Source organism: Pelagerythrobacter sp., from assembly GCF_041912895.1.
Lineage (GTDB): Bacteria > Pseudomonadota > Alphaproteobacteria > Sphingomonadales > Sphingomonadaceae > Pelagerythrobacter.
This window is the reverse complement of the sequence record NZ_JAYSGI010000002.1, coordinates 692,915-711,508: the sequence shown is the minus strand read 5'-3', so window position 1 is coordinate 711,508 and position 18,594 is coordinate 692,915. Positions and strand designations below refer to the sequence as shown.

General features: G+C 67.8%; 17 protein-coding genes. 9 read left to right on the top strand and 8 right to left on the bottom strand.

What is annotated here, in order from left to right; translation table 11 throughout:
- The first annotated feature begins 4 nt into the window (after positions 1 to 4).
- The gene (locus tag ACE3QC_RS10515; RefSeq protein WP_374407937.1) at positions 5 to 931 is read left to right on the top strand and encodes a histone deacetylase; all 927 of its coding nucleotides are present in this window, start codon (positions 5 to 7) and stop codon (positions 929 to 931) included.
- On the opposite strand, the gene ACE3QC_RS10510 is transcribed toward ACE3QC_RS10515, so the two are convergent.
- Positions 922 to 1,431: a hypothetical protein gene (locus tag ACE3QC_RS10510; protein ID WP_374407936.1), complete on the bottom strand. Its 510-nt coding sequence runs from the start codon at positions 1,429 to 1,431 to the stop codon at positions 922 to 924. The genes ACE3QC_RS10515 and ACE3QC_RS10510 overlap by 10 nt on opposite strands.
- Before the next feature lie 107 nt (positions 1,432 to 1,538).
- Between ACE3QC_RS10510 and ACE3QC_RS10505 the strand changes: the two genes are divergently transcribed.
- Positions 1,539 to 2,225, top strand: coding sequence for a murein L,D-transpeptidase catalytic domain-containing protein (locus ACE3QC_RS10505; protein WP_374407934.1), 687 nt, complete (start codon positions 1,539 to 1,541; stop codon positions 2,223 to 2,225).
- 34 nt (positions 2,226 to 2,259) lie between these two features.
- On the opposite strand, the gene ACE3QC_RS10500 is transcribed toward ACE3QC_RS10505, so the two are convergent.
- The gene (locus ACE3QC_RS10500; protein ID WP_374407932.1) at positions 2,260 to 3,732 is read right to left on the bottom strand and encodes a L,D-transpeptidase family protein; all 1,473 of its coding nucleotides are present in this window, start codon (positions 3,730 to 3,732) and stop codon (positions 2,260 to 2,262) included.
- A 140-nt stretch (positions 3,733 to 3,872) separates the two neighbouring features.
- Between ACE3QC_RS10500 and ACE3QC_RS10495 the strand changes: the two genes are divergently transcribed.
- Complete coding sequence (locus ACE3QC_RS10495; protein ID WP_374407930.1) at positions 3,873 to 4,763, top strand: DMT family transporter; 891 nt, start codon at positions 3,873 to 3,875, stop codon at positions 4,761 to 4,763.
- 10 nt (positions 4,764 to 4,773) lie between these two features.
- On the opposite strand, the gene ACE3QC_RS10490 is transcribed toward ACE3QC_RS10495, so the two are convergent.
- Entirely contained in the window at positions 4,774 to 4,944 is a 171-nt protein-coding gene (locus tag ACE3QC_RS10490; protein ID WP_374407928.1) for a hypothetical protein, read from the bottom strand.
- A 220-nt stretch (positions 4,945 to 5,164) separates the two neighbouring features.
- Between ACE3QC_RS10490 and acnA the strand changes: the two genes are divergently transcribed.
- Positions 5,165 to 7,837 (top strand): aconitate hydratase AcnA, encoded by a 2,673-nt coding sequence (gene acnA / locus ACE3QC_RS10485; protein ID WP_374407926.1) that lies wholly within the window; start codon positions 5,165 to 5,167, stop codon positions 7,835 to 7,837.
- 87 nt (positions 7,838 to 7,924) lie between these two features.
- Here acnA and ACE3QC_RS10480 read toward each other — a convergent pair whose 3' ends face one another.
- From ACE3QC_RS10480 to ruvA, 3 genes are all read right to left on the bottom strand, one after another.
- Positions 7,925 to 8,791, bottom strand: coding sequence for a PEP-CTERM sorting domain-containing protein (locus ACE3QC_RS10480; RefSeq protein WP_374407925.1), 867 nt, complete (start codon positions 8,789 to 8,791; stop codon positions 7,925 to 7,927).
- 232 nt (positions 8,792 to 9,023) lie between these two features.
- Complete coding sequence (gene ruvB / locus ACE3QC_RS10475) at positions 9,024 to 10,055, bottom strand: Holliday junction branch migration DNA helicase RuvB (protein WP_374407923.1); 1,032 nt, start codon at positions 10,053 to 10,055, stop codon at positions 9,024 to 9,026.
- Between the two features lie 172 nt (positions 10,056 to 10,227).
- Positions 10,228 to 10,827 (bottom strand): Holliday junction branch migration protein RuvA, encoded by a 600-nt coding sequence (gene ruvA, locus ACE3QC_RS10470; RefSeq protein ID WP_374407922.1) that lies wholly within the window; start codon positions 10,825 to 10,827, stop codon positions 10,228 to 10,230.
- 465 nt (positions 10,828 to 11,292) lie between these two features.
- Here ruvA and aroC point away from each other — a divergent pair, with 465 nt between their 5' ends.
- From aroC to ACE3QC_RS10445, 5 genes are all read left to right on the top strand, one after another.
- Complete coding sequence (gene aroC / locus ACE3QC_RS10465) at positions 11,293 to 12,360, top strand: chorismate synthase (protein WP_374407920.1); 1,068 nt, start codon at positions 11,293 to 11,295, stop codon at positions 12,358 to 12,360.
- 74 nt (positions 12,361 to 12,434) lie between these two features.
- Entirely contained in the window at positions 12,435 to 12,611 is a 177-nt protein-coding gene (locus tag ACE3QC_RS10460) for a GIY-YIG nuclease family protein (protein WP_374407918.1), read from the top strand.
- 232 nt (positions 12,612 to 12,843) lie between these two features.
- Complete coding sequence (ahpC, locus tag ACE3QC_RS10455) at positions 12,844 to 13,410, top strand: alkyl hydroperoxide reductase subunit C (protein WP_374407916.1); 567 nt, start codon at positions 12,844 to 12,846, stop codon at positions 13,408 to 13,410.
- A 120-nt stretch (positions 13,411 to 13,530) separates the two neighbouring features.
- The gene (gene ahpF / locus ACE3QC_RS10450) at positions 13,531 to 15,117 is read left to right on the top strand and encodes an alkyl hydroperoxide reductase subunit F (protein ID WP_374407914.1); all 1,587 of its coding nucleotides are present in this window, start codon (positions 13,531 to 13,533) and stop codon (positions 15,115 to 15,117) included.
- A 104-nt stretch (positions 15,118 to 15,221) separates the two neighbouring features.
- Positions 15,222 to 16,766 carry a catalase gene (locus ACE3QC_RS10445; protein ID WP_374407912.1) on the top strand — a complete coding sequence of 515 codons (1,545 nt, stop codon included), beginning with the start codon at positions 15,222 to 15,224 and terminating at the stop codon, positions 16,764 to 16,766.
- 3 nt (positions 16,767 to 16,769) lie between these two features.
- Here the strand turns inward: ACE3QC_RS10445 and ACE3QC_RS10440 are convergent, their stop codons facing one another.
- Positions 16,770 to 17,180 (bottom strand): Smr/MutS family protein, encoded by a 411-nt coding sequence (locus ACE3QC_RS10440; RefSeq protein WP_374407911.1) that lies wholly within the window; start codon positions 17,178 to 17,180, stop codon positions 16,770 to 16,772.
- 197 nt (positions 17,181 to 17,377) lie between these two features.
- A complete protein-coding gene (locus ACE3QC_RS10435; RefSeq protein WP_374407909.1) occupies positions 17,378 to 18,574 on the bottom strand; it encodes a murein transglycosylase A in 1,197 nt (398 codons plus the stop codon).
- Between the last annotated feature and the right edge of the window lie 20 nt (positions 18,575 to 18,594).

Genomic DNA, 18,594 nt, shown 5'->3' with positions numbered 1-18,594 from the left:
AGCCGTGCTCCACGTCGTCCATCACGCCGACTACATGGCGCCCGCGCCCACGCGCGGGACGTTCCGGTTCGACAAGTACATGGCGGTCATGGCCGCGCTTCGCGAGAGCGGCTACCCGATCACCGAGCACGCGCCCGATCCGTGCCCGCGCGAATGGCTGGAGGCGGTGCACGATCCCGAATATGTCGAGCAGGTCTTCACCGCCACCGTTCCGCGCGAAAAGGAGCGGCGGATCGGCTTCCCCGTCACCCCGCACATCGCGCAGCGCGTGCGCCACACCAACGGCGGCACCTGGCTCGCGGCGATGCTGGCGATGGAGCACGGCTACGCCGCCAACAGCGCGGCGGGCAGCCATCACGCGCTGCACGATGCCGGCGCGGGATATTGCTTGTTCAACGATCTGGCGGTCTGCGCCAACCGGCTGATCGCGCAAGGGCGCGCCGCGCGCGTGCTGATTGTCGACCTCGACGTGCATCAGGGCGACGGGACCGCGAGCCTCATGGCCGGGCGGGCGGACGTGTTCACCTTCTCGATGCACGCGGAAAAGAACTTCCCGGTGCGCAAGGCGCGTTCGACGCTGGACGTGGCGCTGCCCGACGGGATGGAAGACTCAGCCTACCTCGGCGAACTCGCGCGCCACCTGCCCGCGATACTGGATGATTTCGCGCCGGACATCGTGCTCTACCAGGCGGGCGTCGATCCGCACCGCGACGACCGGCTCGGACGGCTGGCGCTGACCGACGAGGGCCTTGCCGCGCGCGACCGCTTCGTCATCGCCGAAGCGCGGGCGCGCGGGCTGCCGGTCGCCAGCGCGCTGGGCGGCGGCTACGGCGCGGACCCGCGCGTGGTCGGCGCGCGCCACGCCGCCTCGATGATCGCGATGGCGCGGGAGAACGCGCGCTGGCCCGCGCCGGAAACCGCTCAGAAGTAGATATCGACGTAGTCGGTCAGGCTGTCGCACCATTCGAATTCGCGCAGCCGCCAGTACTTGCGCCCCTGCGTCACGCCGAAGCGCCAGACCCTGTCGTCGCTGCATTGGCGCCCCACATCGGGGGTGTCGGAAATCGTCACGCGGCCATCGAGCAGGAAATAGTCCGCGCCGATTTCGGTCACCCGTCCCTCTACCGACACACGGCCCGGCCCATCGGGCGCCGATTGCGCGGCAGAGAGGCGCCACACACCGTCCGGCCCCACCGTCACCCGCGCGTCGCCGCGCCGGTCCCAGTCGATCCATTGCAGCGTGACACCGCTGTTGTTGCGCAGGCGATACGCCGCGTCCTGATTGAGAATGCGCGTCGGCCCGGCGGGTTCGGACGCCGAAGCTTCCGGCGCGGGCGAGGCTGCGGGCGGCGGCGGCGTACCCTCTACAGGCGGCGAGGCGGCGGTGCAGGCGGCCAGCGCCAATGCGAGCGGAAATGCGGCGTGCTTCATGTGCGGCAAACGCCGCCCGTGCCGCAGCCGTTCCCCGTTCACCTGCCGGTTAGGGCTTGCTATGCTATTGCCCGGATATGGATAGACGCAGTATTATCAGGGGCGCCGTGGCCGCTGGCGCCGCGCTGGCGCTCCCCGCCCGCCTTCCCGCGCAGGTCCGCACCGGCGCCGTGCGCGACGGGATGCTGGCGGAGATCGCCAAGCGCGAACAGCAGAAGGCGGGCGACATGCTCTGGCGCACCGACCGGGTCGGCATCGCCGATTACGGCCTGCGCAGTTCGGAGCCGCGCTTCCACTTCGTGAACCTGGAGGCCGGGCGGGTCGATTCGTACCTCGTCACCCACGGCAGCGGGTCCGATCCCGAGCACGACGGCTGGCTCAACTGGTTTTCCAACGTGCCCGAATCGATGTGCTCGTGCCGCGGCGCGTTCATGACCTACGGCTGGTACACCGGCCGCTTCGGCACCTCGATCCGGCTGGAAGGGCTGGAGGCGGACAATTCGAACGCGCTCGACCGCGCGATCGTGATGCACCGCGCTGACTATGCCGAGCGTGCGCACCTCGAACGCTGGGGCAAGCTCGGCCGCTCGAACGGCTGCTTCGCGATGGGCGAGGCCGATTTCAAGCGCGCGCTGCTCGAACTGGGCGGCGGCCGCGTGCTGTTCGCCGACAGCCTCGGCCTTGCGCCCGACGGCTCGACCATGGTCCGTCCACAGCAGGCAATGGGCGAAATCCGCCCGCTGACCGGCGATCCTCCGCGCGGCGAGCAGATACTGAATCCGGGCGTCTACTGAGCACGCGCACACCCGACGCGCCGGGTGCGCTGACTCAGGTCGTCTTCATGTCGTCGATGATCTCGACCGCCTTCTCGTCGGTGCGGCGCGCGCGGTTTTCCTCGCGCGGGGCGTCGAGCGCGGCGAGCACCGGCGCGTCGCGGCCGTAGATGTCCTTGAACGTGCGCATTTCGCCCTCGATGTCGGTGCCCATCGTGAAATAGGTGATGTAGACCGGCATCGTCGTCTCGGCGAAGGGCACCTTGGTGTAATCGCCCGACTTGAGGATCGTGACCGCCTCTTCCGCAGCGGTCTTGCGCGCCGCGTCGTCCGTCGGGTTCTGCGCCAGGATCGCCAGCGTGATTGCCAGCTCGCTCGCCCGCTCGGTGCGGATGCAGCCGTGGCTCAGCGCGCGGTTCTCGCTGTTGAACAGCCCACGCGAAGGCGTGTCGTGCAGGAAGATCGCGTGCGGATTGGGCATGTCGAGCTTCATCAGGCCGAGCGAGTTGCCCGGCCCCGGCTGCTGCACCACGGTGACGAAGCCGGTCTCCTTGTCTCGCGATCCGCGATAGCCGTTCGCCCGCGCCCAGGCGGGATTGCCGAGCACGCGCGCGCCCAGCCCCTCGCCCTTCACGATCGACTGCGGCACCGTCCAGGTCGGGTTGAAGATCACCCCTTCGACCGTCTCGGCGAGCTGCGGGGTCGCGGTGCGGCCCGGCTTGCCGACGATGGTCTTGTAGGTGCGCAGGATCTTGTCGTTGACCGTCAGGCGCAGTTGATACTCGGGCACGTTGGTCATCAGGTACTGGTTGCCCAGATCGCGCGCGAGCCACCGCCAGCGATCCATGTTGGCGCGGATCAGCTTGCGCTTCGTGGTCGCGTCGGCGGGCGTCTCGGCCAGTTCGGCCTTCAGCTTGGCGTAGTCCGGATGGACCGGCGCGACGCTGTCCAGCGCGCCCTGGATATCGCCGCTGGCCAGCGCCTGCTCCATCACGTCGCCGGTGCGGTAGCGGTCGGGATCGGGATCGACCACGAACCACTGCTTGCGCGCGTCCATCGGGGTGCGCCCGTCGCGCATGTCCTCGACCAGCCAGGCGAACGTGCGGCTCGCCACCTGGTCGAGTTGCGCGCCCGGCCCGGCGAGCATCGCTTGGCGCAGACCGGCCTCGTCGTAGTCGGCCGGGTCGAGCCCTTCCGCGCCGATACCCGCGATGACCGTCGCCAGCGCTTCGGCATTGCCCACGCTCCACGGCTGGATTTCGGGCGCGAACTGCTGGACGACCTCGCGCGCGACGGTGCGCACCGGGTCGCCAGTGACTGGAGGCGCGACCGGCGAATCGGGAGCCGGTATGGGCGCGGGGGCGGGCGTCGCCACAGCGTCGTCGGGCTGGACCGGATATTCCTCCAGCGCACGCGATTCGGGCAAAAGGTTCTGCGGCGCGCGATCCTGTGCCGCGACCGTCGCCGCGGGCGCGAGCGCCGCCAGCGATACGGCGGCAAGGAGGGTGGCGTTGGTCTTGCTGATCATGTCATATCTCGATTTTCGGCGACGCGATTTTGCCCGATCGGGGGCCGCGCTTCAAGCATCGCGGCTGACTGCCGCCTGAATCGCAGCGCGAACCCGGCAATGCTGATGACGCGCGGCGACCGCCGGCCTATGGCGCTCCCATGCCATCCGAGCATCGCCTGGCGCCGATCGTGGTCACCGTGCTCGGCATCGCGCTGTTCGCGACGATGGACGCGTTCATGAAGTCCGCCGCGCTCGCGGTGGGGGCCTACAGCGCGCTGATCCTGCGCAACGCGATCGGCTTCGCGGGCGTCGCGCCATTATGGCTCGCGCTCGGCGGGCGCTGGCCGCGGCGCGCGGTGCTGCGCATTCACCTCAAGCGCGGGGTGGTGGTCGCGTTCATGGCGTTCACCTTCTTCTTCGCGCTGGTGCGCCTGCCGCTGGCCGAAGCGATCGCGCTGTCGTTCATCGCCCCGCTGATCGCGCTCTACCTCGCCGCGCTGCTGCTCGGCGAAGTGATCGAGCGCCGCGCGATCGTCGCCGCGCTGTTCGGGCTCGCGGGCGTAGCGGTCATCGTCGGCAGCAAGCTGGGCGCGCAGGCGCTCGACCGCGATTCGGCGATCGGGCTCGCCGCAATGGCGTTTTCCGCGGTTCTCTATGCCTGGAACCTCGTGATCCAGCGCGAACAGGCGCTCGTCGCCGGGCCCGCCGAGGTGGCGACGTTCCAGAATGGCGTGGTCGCGCTGACGCTGCTGCCGCTCGCCCCGCTGCTGTTTTCGCTGCCGGAGGCCGCTGCATGGCGCGACATCGGCGCCGCCGCGCTGCTCGCCACCGGCGCCGCGATGCTGCTCGCCTGGGCCTACGCCCGTGCCGAGGCGCAAGTGCTGGTGCCGGTAGAATATACCGCGTTCCTGTGGGCGGCGCTGTTCGGCTGGCTGTTCTTCCGCGAGGAACTGGGGCCCGGCACGGTGACCGGTGCGGTGCTGATCGTGATCGGCTGCTGGATCGCCGCGCGGCGGCGGCCCGAACCGCCCGAGCAGAGCGCGCTTTAGAACTCGGCCCTCAGCGCCCGGGCTGGATCATGCTGCCGTGCTGGGGCTCGGCGGCTTCGGCGGTGTGGCCCGAAAAGGTGAACGCGGCGCTGAAACACCCGATCATCGCGAGCGCGCCGGCAAGGATCGCCAGGCGCACTGCGCGGGCCGGGCGCTCGCCCGTCGTCGCATGGCTGGTCATGCTCTCTCTCCCTTGCGGGCGGTGCCCCCATGGCCTTGCCCTGTTTTCCGTAGGGTCAATGGACCAGGCCGCGTCATTGTTCCGAAATCGCGCCCGCAACCATGCGCGCCGTCCCCTTGACGCATGGCGCGCGAGCGCGCAGGTGCCGCGGTGAAATCGCGATACAGGCCGCCCCGCTCCCCATGCGCCGGGCGCCACCCACGAAAGGACGACGCATAGCATGACCCAGGTCGGCAAGGACACGCTCGGAACCCGCTCCACCCTCACCGTCAACGGCAAGGACTACGCCTACTATTCCTTCGCCAAGGCGGCGGAGAAAGTCGGCGACGTCTCCCGCCTGCCGTTCAGCCTCAAGGTGCTGCTGGAGAACATGCTGCGCTTCGAGGACGGCGGCTTCACCGTGGGCGAGGAACACGTCCGCGCGATCGCCGACTGGCAGAAGGATCCCAAGACCGGCGAGGAAATCCAGTACCGCCCCGCGCGCGTGCTGCTGCAGGATTTTACTGGCGTGCCCTGCGTGGTCGACCTCGCTGCGATGCGCGATGCGATTTCCACGCTCGGCGGCGACACCGCCAAGATCAATCCGCAGGTGCCGGTCAACCTCGTGATCGACCATTCGGTGATGGTCGACGAGTTCGGCCACCCCAAGGCGTTCGAGAAGAACGTCGAGCTCGAATACGCGCGCAACGCCGAGCGCTACGACTTCCTCAAGTGGGGCTCCAAGAGCTTCCGCAACTTCTCCGCCGTGCCGCCGGGCACCGGCATCTGCCACCAGGTCAACCTCGAGCACATCGCGCAGGGCGTATGGTCGAGCGAGGGCGAGGACGGCCAGATGGTCGCCTATCCCGATACCTGCGTCGGCACCGACAGCCACACGACGATGATCAACGGGCTGGGCGTGCTCGGCTGGGGCGTCGGCGGGATCGAGGCGGAGGCCGCGATGCTTGGCCAGCCGGTCTCCATGCTGATCCCCGAGGTCGTCGGCTTCAAGCTCACCGGCGCGCTGGCCGAAGGCGTGACCGCGACCGACCTCGTGCTGACCTGCGTGCAGATGCTGCGCGAAGTCGGCGTGGTCGGCCGCTTCGTCGAATTCTACGGCCCCGGTGTCTCGACGCTGAGCCTCGCCGACCGCGCGACGATCGCCAACATGGCGCCCGAATACGGCGCGACCTGCGGCTTCTTCGGGATCGACCACAAGACGATCGAATACATGCGCCTGACCGGCCGCAGCGAGGACACCATCGCGCTGGTCGAAGCCTATTCGAAGGAACAGGGCATGTGGTTCGAGCCGGACAACGAGCCGGTCTTCACCAGCACGCTCGAACTCGACATCGGCGCGGTCGTGCCCAGCCTCGCCGGCCCCAAGCGCCCGCAGGACAAGGTCATCCTCCCCGAGGTGGACGAGCTGTTCAATTCGGACCTGAAAAAGCTCTACGGCAAGAGCGAACCCGCGCGCGTCGATGTCGAGGGCAAGGACCACGACATCGGCGACGGCGACGTGGTGATCGCCGCGATCACCAGCTGCACCAACACCTCCAACCCCGACGTGCTGATCGCCGCGGGCCTCGTCGCCAAGAAGGCGCACGAGAAAGGCCTCAAGCCCAAGCCGTGGGTCAAGACCAGCCTCGCCCCCGGATCGCAGGTCGTCACCGACTATCTGGAGAAGGCGGGGCTGCAGGATCACCTCAACGCGCTCGGCTTCGATCTCGTCGGTTACGGCTGCACCACCTGCATCGGCAACTCGGGCCCGCTCGCCCCGCCGATCAGCCAGGCGATCAACGGCAACGACATCGTCGCCGCATCGGTCCTCTCGGGCAATCGCAACTTCGAAGGCCGCGTCTCGCCCGACGTGCGCGCGAACTTCCTCGCCAGCCCGCCGCTGGTGGTCGCCTATGCGCTGAAGGGCACGGTGACGCAGGACATCACCACCACCCCGATCGGCGTGGATCAGTCGGGCAACGACGTCTTCCTGAAGGATATCTGGCCGTCGAACGATGAAGTCGCCGAAATCCGCAGCGGCGCGATCGACCGCGCGATGTTCGAAGCGCGCTATGCCGACGTCTACAAGGGCGACGAGCACTGGCAGGCCATCACCGTCGAGGCGTCCGACACCTACCAGTGGCGCCCGGGCAGCACCTACGTCGCCAACCCGCCGTACTTCGACGGGATGGAGATGACCCCTGCCCCGGTGACCGACATCGTCGATGCGAAGCCGCTCGCGGTCCTGGGCGACAGCGTCACCACCGACCACATCAGCCCAGCCGGCTCGATCAAGGAGGATTCGCCAGCAGGCGAATACCTGCTGTCGAACCAGGTGATGAAGGCGGACTTCAACTCCTATGGCAGCCGCCGCGGCAATCACGAAGTGATGATGCGCGGCACCTTCGCCAACATCCGCATCCGCAACGAGATGGTGCCCGGCGTCGAAGGCGGCGTCACCACCTATGACGGCGAGCAGATGCCGATCTACGACGCCGCGATGAAGCACAAGGCCGACGGCACGCCGCTGGTCGTCGTCGCAGGCAAGGAATACGGCACCGGCTCCAGCCGCGACTGGGCGGCCAAGGGCACGATCCTGCTGGGCGTGCGCGCGGTAATCGTCGAAAGCTTCGAGCGTATCCACCGCTCCAACCTCGTCGGCATGGGCGTGCTGCCGCTCCAGTTCGCGGGCGGCGACACGCGCGAGACGCTGGGGCTGACGGGCGACGACAGCTTCACCATCCACGGCCTCGCCGATCTGACGCCGGGGCAGGACGTGGAGGTCGCGGTCACCCGTGCGGACGGCGAGAGCTTCTCCTTCACCGCCAAGTGCCGGATCGATACCGCGAACGAGATGGAATACTACCGCAATGGCGGCATCCTCCATTACGTGCTGCGCAAGCTGGCGGCCTGACGCGGCGCGCCGCATACTCCGACCATGAAAAAAGGGCGGCTCCCTCGCGGGGGCCGCCCTTTTCCTGTCGAAGCTGTGGGAGTTGCTTCAGCCGCCCATGACGGGGCGGAATTTCGTTGTCCGGAATTTCTTGCGTCCGAGCACCGCCGCGGCGGCGAGACCGAACAGAATCGTCATCGGTGGGGCCGGAACCTCGACCCCACTGGTCGAGCTGTTCGACGAGGACGTGCTGCTGCTGGTCGAGCTGCTGGTGCTGGTGCTGCTGCTCGTGCTGCTGCTCGTCGACGAACTGGTCGAAGTGCTGCTGGTGATGTTGCCCGAGGTGCTGGTGGTGCTGGACTGCTCCTGCTCCTGATTTTGCTCCTGATCCTGATCCTGGTTCTGGCTCTGCTCGTTGTTATTGTTGTTGTTGTTTTCGTTGTTGTTGTTGCTGCTGTTGTCGTTGTTGTTCTCGTTGTCGATGTCGACATTGCCCGAGGTGGTCGAGGTCACGACGACGTTGCCGCCGCTGCTGCTGCCGCCACCGAAGAAGCCGCCGAAGAAGCCTCCACCGAAACCGCCCAGGCCGCCGCTGCCGCCGATCACCGTCACCCCGCCGCTGCTGCCGCCCGATACCGGGGGCGCGGGGGGGAGCGGCACCGGAGCCATCGCCACCGCGTAGACCGGCGGGCATTCTTCCGCATAGGCCGCGCTCGGCGGCGGGGGCGCCATGCCCGGGCCGACCGGGCCGGCGGGCACGCACTCGATCCGCCGCTCGACCACCCGGCGCTTGCGCGTCTCCTTGGGCACGGTGCGCTTGGCGATCTTCTTCTGCTTGACGTAGATCGGCTCCACCTTCCCCTTGGCCGACTTATATGAAGGGGCATCGGTGGCGGGCTTTTCCGCCACGTGGACCGCGCCGCCCGCGAGCAGGGTGACGCCCGCGGCAGTCGCGGACAGTTTCGCCAGGGCCATCTTTACCGACATGGGCAAGCTCTCTCGTTGCGTCTGGGGAACGTCCGCCGCCGGCGAGTCCGGCTTGGGGGCACGTCCCTCTCGCTGCCAAGGAAACCCAATGCGGCTTACCGGGCAACCGGGTTAACCATCCCAGGAGGCGGCAAATTCGAAAAAAATCCCGCAAATCCGTCGTCTGGCGCCGACCTGTCCCGCGATGGGCCGGAAATCGCGGGATTTCTTACGACCGCCGTTAAGGATTCGCGTCGAACAGCCCCGACTGCGCACCCTTCGGCGGCGTCATCTCCAGGTGCTGCCAGCCCGATTCGTTGAGGCAGCGCCCGCGCGCGGTACGCGCCACGAGGCCCAGCTGGATCAGGTAGGGCTCGACCACTTCCTCCACCGTGTCGCGCGGCTCGGCGAGGCCCGCGGCGAGCGTTTCCACGCCCACCGGGCCGCCGCGATAGATCGTGGCGATCATGGTCAGATAGCGCCGGTCCATCGCGTCGAGGCCCAGCCGGTCGATCTCCAGCCGGGTCAGCGCATCGTCCGCCACCTTGCGCGTCACCGTGCCGTCTCCCGCGACGTGCGCGAAGTCCCGCACCCGGCGCAGCAGGCGGCCGGCGACGCGCGGCGTACCCCGGCTGCGCCGCGCGATCTCGCGCGCGCCCGCGGGGTCGATATCCATGCCCAGCAGCCGCGCACCGCGGGTGACGACATGGTCGAGCTCCTCGTGGGTGTAGAAATTGAGCCGCACCGGGATGCCGAAGCGGTCGCGCAAGGGCGTCGTCAGCAGCCCCTGTCGCGTCGTCGCGCCGACCAGCGTGAACGGCGGCAGGTCGATCCGCACGCTGCGCGCCGAGGGCCCTTCGCCGATGATGAGATCGAGCGCGCGGTCTTCCATCGCCGGGTAGAGCACTTCCTCGACCATCGGATTGAGCCGGTGGATCTCGTCGATGAACAGCACGTCATGCGGCTCGAGATTGGTGAGCAGCGCGGCGAGGTCGCCCGCCTTCGCGATCACCGGGCCGCTGGTGGCGCGAAAGCCGACGCCGAGCTCCTTCGCCACGATCTGCGCCAGCGTCGTCTTGCCGAGGCCGGGCGGCCCGAAGAACAGCACATGATCCATCGCCTCCCCGCGCGAGCGCGCGCTCTCAATGAACACCCGCAGGTTCTCGCGCGCCGCCTCCTGCCCGATGAACTCGCGCAAGCTCTTGGGCCGCAGCGCCGCATCGGGATCGTCGGGCTGGCGATCGGGAGTGTGGAGGTGGACGGGTTCGGTCATCGGTTTGAACCCGACTCCACGTCGGCTGCACAGTAGCTCATTTTAGACATTGCACCGATCCACGTGCCGCCATTCTCCCGACAGTTGAAGACGTTCAACGCGATCATTCCAACCCCCATCACGATGAACGTAACTGCCAACACCGCAGGCCCCCAAGTTCTTAGGAATCCCTTCACCCCGCCGCCCGCTTCAGCGCCACGCGGATCAGGTCGCCCTCGCTCGCACCGTCGCCCAGTTCGCCTTGCGCGGCGGCGACGGCGCGGGCGGCGACGGCGGGCTTGAAACCGAGGTTCTCAAGCGCGCTGACCGCGTCGGCGCTGGCCCCGCTCACCGGGGCGGCAGCCGCGCCGGCCATACCACCGCTAGGCAGCGCGCCGGCCTTGTCCTTCAATTCGTTGACGATCCGGCCCGCCAGCTTCGGCCCCACGCCCTGCGCGCGCGCGACCATCGCCGCGTCACCGCCCGCGCAGGCCGCCTGCACCTCACCGGTCGAGAGCGCCGAGAGGATCGCCAGCGCGACCTTGCTGCCCACCCCCTGCACCTGTGTCAGCAGCCGGAACCAGTCGCGCTCGGCGGCCTCGGCGAAGCCGAGAAGGCGTATGTCGTTCTCGCTCACTTGCAAATCGGTGTAGACGGTGCACGCCTCCCCCGTCTCGCCGAGCGCGGATAGCGTCTTCGACGAACAGTGGACGAGGTAGCCGACACCTGCGACGTCAATCACCGCCCAGTCCGCGCCGGTTTCGTCGAGCAGTCCCTTGAGCTTGGCAATCATGCTTTGTTCCTGCCCGAGCGGAACGGATTTGGCCAGCGCGGCGCCAGATTTGTCCGCAAACCCGCGCCATGCGGAGACATGGACCACATGTTACACTGTCCTGGAGCAAAAAACTCCGGCCGCCAAGATCGGCGGAAAATCGCATGGGTGGAGGGGCGGTTGCAGATCATCATGGTGGTCCATGCCAGTGGAGGCCCATGTAGGAAAACGGTTCCTCGCCACTGCTGATGCGGCTTCGTCCGCGAGCGGGTTTTTGCTCACACGAAGACACGAAGGCACGAAGATGCCGCGCCCGCGGCGAAGCCGCATTCCAGCAACGAGCTTGCGTCCGGTACGACCGGAGAAATCGGATAGCGGCTGCGCCGCGAGCAAAACCGCTTCGTGCCTTCGTGTCTTCGTGTGAACCAAAATTTCCTACGCCCCTCCCCATTGGACACGCCAGAAATCTTCCGCCACATCCCCACCATGAGCTGGAATACGTTCGGGCGGGTCTTCCGCTTCACGACATGGGGCGAGAGCCACGGGCCCGCGCTGGGTGCGGTGGTGGACGGGTGCCCGCCGGGGCTGGCGCTGAACGAGGCGGCGATCCAGCCGTTCCTCGACGCGCGGCGGCCCGGCCAGTCGAAGTTCACCACCCAGCGGCAGGAGGCCGACCGGGTGAAGATCCTCTCGGGGGTGTTCGAAGGCCGCACCACCGGCACGCCGATTTCACTGATGATCGAGAACACCGATCAGCGATCGAAGGACTATTCCGAGATCGCGAATGCCTACCGCCCCGGCCACGCCGACTACGCCTACGACGCGAAATACGGCTTCCGCGACTATCGCGGTGGCGGGCGCAGCTCCGCGCGCGAGACGGCGGCGCGGGTGGCGGCGGGCGCAGTAGCGCGGCTGGCGATCCCGGAGGTGACGATCCAGGCCTACGTCGTCCAGATCGGCGCGGACGCGATCGACCGCGCACGCGTAGACCTCGCGACGATAGCCGATAACCCGTTCTTCTGCCCCGACCCCACCGCCGCCGTGCGCTGGGAGGCGCTGGTGGATGAAGCGAGGCTGGCCGGGTCGAGCCTCGGCGCGGTGGTCGAATGCGTCGCCACCGGGGTTCCGGCGGGCTGGGGTGCGCCGGTCTATGCCAAGCTCGACGCCGATCTCGCGGCGGCGATGATGGGGATCAACGCGGCCAAGGGCGTCGAGATCGGCGACGGCTTCGGCGCGGCCGCCCTGCGCGGCGAGGACAACGCCGATGCGATGCGCGCGGGCGACAACGGGCCGGAGTTCGCGGCCAACCACGCGGGCGGCGTGGCGGGCGGCATCTCGACCGGCCAGCCGGTGGTGTGCCGCGTGGCGTTCAAGCCAACCAGCTCGATCCTCACCCCGGTCGACACGATCACGCGCGAGGGCGCGAACACCCAGGTCCGCACCAAGGGTCGCCACGATCCCTGCGTCGGCATCCGCGGTGCCCCGGTGGTCGAAGCGATGATGGCGCTGGTGCTGGCCGACCACAAGCTGCTGCACCGGGCGCAATGTGGGTAGTGGACCTTCCGGTCGCGACTCCATAGCAGACAGCCCCCGTCATCCCCGCGAAAGCTGGGATCGCTGCCGGGTCCGTGATAGCCGGCGAAGATGGCGGTTGGGTCTACATCATGACCAACGAGCGCGAGGGGGTGCTCTACATCGGCGTCACCTCCGATCTGGCTGCGAGAATTCGCCAACATCGAACGGATGAGACCATCTATTCGACCGTCTCGCCTGACCGAGAGCGATCCCAGCTTTCGCTGGGATGACGGTGGGGGAAGAACGTCCGCTTCCCAACCACTCTCTGCCACTGCCGGTGGTATTGATTGGAAACGCTTGCACCATACGCAACGAAATCGAGTTTCTGTTGCACTTTGCGAAAGTTCCCGCCGTTTGATCGAAAATTCCGATGTTCGCTATCGCACAAAAACGCTTTTGTGCATCGCAGCAGCGCCTATCTGATTCCCTGAGTTTCAACCCCGAACATGAGGACATCAGACCATGGGTATCATCGGCAGCACCATCAAGCCGTTCACCGCCACCGCCTTCCAGAAGGGCAAGGACTTCTTCGACGTTTCCGAGAAGGATCTCGACGGCAAGTGGGCCGTGTTCTTCTTCTATCCGGCGGACTTCACCTTCGTGTGCCCGACCGAGCTGGAAGACCTCGGCGAGAAGTACGAGATGCTCAAGAGCATGGGCGTCGACGTCTATGCCGTCAGCACCGACACACACTTCAGCCACAAGGCCTGGCACGACACCTCGGAGAAGATCGGCAAGCTCGAATTCGCCTTCCTGGGCGACCAGCACCACACGCTGGCGAACAACTTCGGCGTGCTGCGCGAAGGCGCCGGCCTCGCCGACCGTGCGACGTTCGTGGTCGATCCGGACGGCGTGATCCAGATCATGGAAATCACCTGCGAGGGCGTGGGCCGCAACGCCAACGAGCTGACCCGCAAGATCAAGGCCGCGCAGTACGTCCGCGAGAACCCCGGCCAGGTCTGCCCGGCCGCGTGGGAAGAAGGCAGCGACACGCTGGCCCCCTCGCTCGACCTCGTCGGCAAGATCTAACGCTACGCCGATAACAAGAACCCGATAGCAAATCGGGTCGCTTGGAAGGCCCGGGGCACCCCCTCTCCCCCCCGCCCCGGGCCTTCATTCCCTTTCTTCCCGCCTGAACGGACGCCCGCCATGCTCGACGACGCGATGAAACAGCAGCTCAAGCAATATCTCGTCAACCTGCGCGAGCCGATCGAGCTGGTCGCCTCGCTGGGCGACGATGCGAAGTCGGGCGAGACGCGCGCGCTGCTGAGCGAGATCGCCGGGCTGGACGACATGGTCTCGGCCAGTTTCGACGGCACCGACGATCGCAAGCCCAGCTTCGTGATCCGCCGCGCGTCGGACGCCGAGACATGGGTCCGTTTCGCGGGTCTGCCGATGGGGCACGAGTTCACCTCGCTGGTGCTCGCGCTGCTGTGGGCCGGCGGCCACCCGCCCAAGGTCGATGCCGAGGCGATCGAGGCGATCGAGCGGCTGGAAGGCGATTTCAATTTCGAGATGTATTTCTCGCTCAGCTGTCACAACTGCCCCGACGTGGTGCAGGCGCTGACGCTGATGGCGCTGGTCAACCCGCGGATCACCGCGACGCTGATCGAAGGCGGCACGTTCAAGGACGAGGTCGACGCGCGCGACGTGATGGCCGTGCCCGCCACGTTCCTGAACGGCGAGCCGTTCTACAACGGCAAGATGACCGTCGAGGACATCCTCGCCCGGCTCGACACCGGCGCGGGCGAGCGGCAGGCGGCCAAGCTGGCCGAAAAGGACGCGTTCGAGGTGCTGGTGGTCGGCGGGGGCCCGGCAGGCGCCTCGGCGGCGATCTACACCGCGCGCAAGGGCTTCACCACGGGCGTGGCGGCCGAACGCTTCGGCGGGCAGCTGCACGATACGCTGGGCATCGAGAACCTCACCGGCACGACCTACACCGAAGGGCCGAAACTGGCCGCGCAGCTCGAAGCGCACGTCGGCGAATACGAGATCGACCTGATGGACCGGCTCGAAGCGGAAAAGCTGATCCCAGCAAGCGAGCCGGGCGGCCTGCACGAGGTCGTGTTCGCGAACGGCGCCAGCCTGAAGACGCGCAGCCTCGTGCTCGCGACCGGCGCGCGCTGGCGCAATCTCGGCGTGCCGGGCGAGGCCGAATACCGCAACAAGGGCGTCGCCTATTGCCCGCACTGCGACGGCCCGCTGTTCAAGGGCAAGCGCATCGCGGTGATCGGTGGCGGCAATTCAGGCGTCGAGGCGGCGATCGACCTCGCCAAGGTGGTCGGCCACGTGACCCTGATCGAATTCGACGACAAGCTGCGCGCCGACGAGGTGCTGCAGGCCAAGCTCGCACGGATGGACAACGTCGCCGTGCTCAAGGGCGCGCAGACGACCGAGATCACCGGGGCGGACGGCCGGGTGAACGGCCTCGTCTACAAGGACCGCGCGAGCGGCGAGGAACACCGGGTGGAGCTGGAGGGCGTGTTCGTCCAGATCGGCCTCGTGCCCAACACCGAATGGCTGAAGGACAGCGGCCTCGCGCTCAGCAAACATGGCGAGATCGAAATCGATGGCGACGCCGCGACCAACCTGCCCGGCGTGTTCGCGGCGGGGGACTGCACCACGGTGCCCTACAAGCAGATCGTCATCGCGATGGGCGAAGGCTCCAAAGCCGCACTGTCCGCCTTCGACTACCTGATCCGCACCGAGCCGGTCGAGGTCGCCGAAGCGGCCTGACGCCGCCGATCACACTGAGCGGCATTTTCGCTTGGCCGGACCGGAACGCCCGGCCCCGCCCCCCGTATCTTTCGTGACAGGTTTTCACGAAACAGGAGGGCATCATGGCCGACAAGAAAGTTCCGCGCACCACCACCGATTCGGGCGCGCCCGCGCAGAGCGACGAGCATTCGCTGACGCTGGGGCCCAACGGCCCGATCGTGCTCAACGATCATTACCTGATCGAGCAGATGGCGAACTTCAATCGCGAGCGCATTCCCGAGCGCCAGCCGCACGCCAAGGGGTCGGGCGCGTTCGGCCATTTCGAGGCGACCGCCGATGTCTCGAAATACACCAAGGCCAAGGTCTTCCGCAAAGGCGCAACGACCGACGTCGCGCTGCGTTTCTCCACCGTGGCGGGCGAGCGCGGCAGCCCCGACACCTGGCGCGACCCGCGCGGCTTCTCGGTCAAGTTTTATACCGAGGACGGCAATTTCGACATGGTCGGCAACAACACGCCGATCTTCTTCATCCGCGATCCGCTGAAGTTCCAGCACTTCATCCGCAGCCAGAAGCGTCGCGCCGACAACGGCCTGCGCGATCACGACATGCAGTGGGATTTCTGGACGCTCAGCCCAGAAAGCGCGCACCAGGTTACCTACCTGATGGGCGATCGCGGCGTGCCGAAGAACTGGCGCGAGATGAACGGCTACGGCAGCCACACCTACATGCTGATCAGCGCCGAGGGCGAGAAGTTCTGGGTGAAGTTCCACTTCCTGACCGATCAGGGCGATGGCAACGCGCACCTGACGCAGGACGAGGCCGATGAAATTGCCGGGCAGGACGGCGACTATCACCGCCGCGACCTGTTCGATCACATCGCGAAGGGCGAATATCCGACCTGGACGCTCAAATGGCAGATCATGCCATACGAGGATGCGAAGACCTATCGCATCAATCCGTTCGACCTCACCAAGGTCTGGCCGCACGATGACTATCCGCTGATCGAGGTCGGCAAGCTGACGCTCGACACCAATCCGGTCGACTGGGACACGCAGATCGAACAGCTCGCGTTCGAGCCGAACAACATGGTGCCCGGCATCGGCCTGTCGCCCGACAAGATGTTGCTGGCGCGCGGCTTCTCCTACGCCGATGCGCACCGCGCGCGGCTGGGCGTCAACTACAAGCAGATCCCGGTCAATTCGGCAAAGAACGCCGAGGTCCATTCATATTCGCGCGCGGGCAGGGGGCGGACGGTGAACGCACTCGACCCGGTCTACGCGCCCAATTCCTACGGCGGCCCGGCGGCGCAGCCCGAGGTCGGGGGCGAGGCGACTTGGCATGCCGATGGCGACATGGTCCGCCAGGCCTACACTCTGCGCGAGGACGACGATGATTTCAGCCAGCCGCGCGCGCTGTTGAACGAGGTGATGGACGATGCGCAACGCGATCGCTTCGTCGACAACGTCGCCGGCCATCTGGCCGACGGGGTGAGCGAGAAAGTGCTCGTCCGCGCGTTCGAATACTGGCGCAACGTGGACGCGAAGATCGGCGAGCGCATCGAGAAGGCCGTGCGCGACCAGATCGGCGGCAAGTCGAAGGCGCCCGGCATGGCGAGCGCGGAATCGATCTCCGGCGGCAAGGCGGACACGCGCGAAGCGGCCGAATAACGCTCAGCGCCGCCGCTTGAGCACCAGATAGAGCGCACCCTCGCCCCCGTGGCGGCGGTGCGCCTTTCGTATCGCGGCCACATCGCTCCCGTGCGGCCCGGCGGCCAGCCAATCAAGGATCTTCGCGCGGATCACGCCGCGCTTCGTGCCGCGATCGGCGGCATCCACCGGGCGCGACTTGCCCGCGATCAGCAGCACCACCCGCGCACCCATCGCCTTGGCCTGGAACAGCCCGTCCTCCAGCCGGGCATAGGCGCTGTCGAGCGTGTGGCCGTGGAGGTCGAGCGTGAAATCGGGCGCCAGCGTGCCGCCCTTGAGCCGCCGGTCCCAATGCGAATCGAGCCCATCCTCCCCCCGTGAGAGAGGGGGACCGCCGGTCCCGAGCTTGTGGAAAGGCCGGGGATGGAGGGGCATGGGCCGCTTTCCGGGCAGGGGTGGCTTGGGCGGAGGGGTTACGAGCGGCTTCTCGGGCTTCTGCGCAACCGCCTGTGCCCCTCCACCATGCTTCGCATGGTCCCCCTCCCCATTCCGGGGAGGATTTATCGGCGTCACCGTTGCCGCCAGCTTTGCCCAGGCAGCCCGTTCCTCGTCCGACAGCCCGCGCGGGGGGCTCATCGCCGGGCGTGGCGCGCGACCGTTCCCTTCGGCAGCAGGATCAGCGCCTGCCCGCGCGCGCTCATTCCGCCCGCGATCGTGCGCGCGTCTTCGCCCGCACCCCAGAATGTGTCGAAGCGGTTGGCGCCCCGGATCGCGCCGCCGGTGTCCTGCGCCACCCACAGCCCGTTCGCCTCGCGCCGGTCGACGTCGAGCCATATCGGCGCGCCATAGGGCACGAACGCCGGATCGACCGCCACCGACGATTCGCGCCGCACCGGCACGCCGAGCGAGCCGAGCGGCCCCACGAGCGCGCTGGGGCCGGTCAGGTCGCGGAAGAAGATCCAGCTCTTGTTGAGCTGCATCAACTCGCGGCCTTCGCGCGGATGCTCGCGGATATAGGCCATTATGCCCTGCATCGATCCGGAATACTGCCCCGGCCCGCTGCCGATCAGCCCGCGCTCGCGCATCACCGAGCCGATGCCGACGTATTCGCGCCCGCTCTGCCCGGCATAGCCGATCCGCATCACGCTGCCGTCGGGCGCGACGAGCCGGCCCGAGCCCTGGATCTGGAGGAAGAAGAATTCCACCGGGTCCGCCGCCCAGGCGATCTCCAGCCCGCGCCCGGCCAGCGCGCCGTTCTCGATCTCGGCGCGCTCGTAATAGAGCTGATAGTCGCCGTTCGCGTCGATCCGGCCCAGTGGCGGGCGGCCCTCGCGCTCGCTCGCGGGCGTGTCCTTCGGCCAGGCGCGCACGAGATCGGCGGGCATGGCGTAGACGGGCACGTCGTAGCCGGGGATGCGCGTGCGGCTGCCACGGATTTCGGGCTCGAAGTAGCCGGTCGCGAAAGCCGCGCCGTCGCCCACGCGGGCGGTCTCGAAATACTGTTCGAAGAACGCCTGGGCGCGGTTGGCCGGCCAAGTGCCCGCGGCCTGGCACGCGGGCTGCCAGTCCGCCGGCGAGGTCAGCCCGCTCGCGTCGCTGCGCGTCAGCAGCTTGGGGCAGCTGTCGAGGAAGGCCACCAGCGCGGTGCCGGCGTCGGCCGCGGCGAGATCGAGCGTTCCCACCGCGGGCCCTGCGGCGACACCCGCCAAGGCGGCACTGGTGGCGCCGGTCGGCGGAGCGGTGCCGGGCGACGTGGTCCTTGGCGGCACGACCGCGCACCCCGCGATCAGCAGAGCCGCCAGCGCGGCCAGAAATCCCCAGCGGCGCATGGCCAGCCCTTTCGCTTGCG